At 37.9% G+C, this 301-nt stretch carries 1 protein-coding gene; it reads left to right on the top strand.

Annotated features, from left to right (window positions below; all coding sequences use genetic code 11):
- Positions 1 to 301 (top strand): family 43 glycosylhydrolase (locus V6246_RS18250; protein ID WP_341561872.1); only part of this gene is annotated, 301 nt, incomplete at both ends.

Here is a 301-nt window from a genome sequence, read left to right on the forward strand (position 1 = left end):
ATGAAAGATTGGCGGGTTTTCTCCTCTACTAATCTATTAGATTGGAAAATGCAACAAGCTATTTCTCCTAAACATAATTACATGGCCCATAATAGTACCGATTGCTGGGCCAGCGATGCGGCAACTAGAAATGGTAAATATTATTTCTATTTTTCCGATAGAAAGGGGGTTATTGGTGTTATGAGTGCCAATAAACCAACCGGTCCGTTTACAGATGCTTTAGGGAAACCTCTGGTTTCTCCAATGCACGATCCCACAATTTTTATTGACGATAATGAGAACAAAACACCATATATTATTT

Source organism: Algibacter sp. TI.3.09 (assembly GCF_038154905.1).
Taxonomy (GTDB): Bacteria; Bacteroidota; Bacteroidia; order Flavobacteriales; family Flavobacteriaceae; genus Algibacter.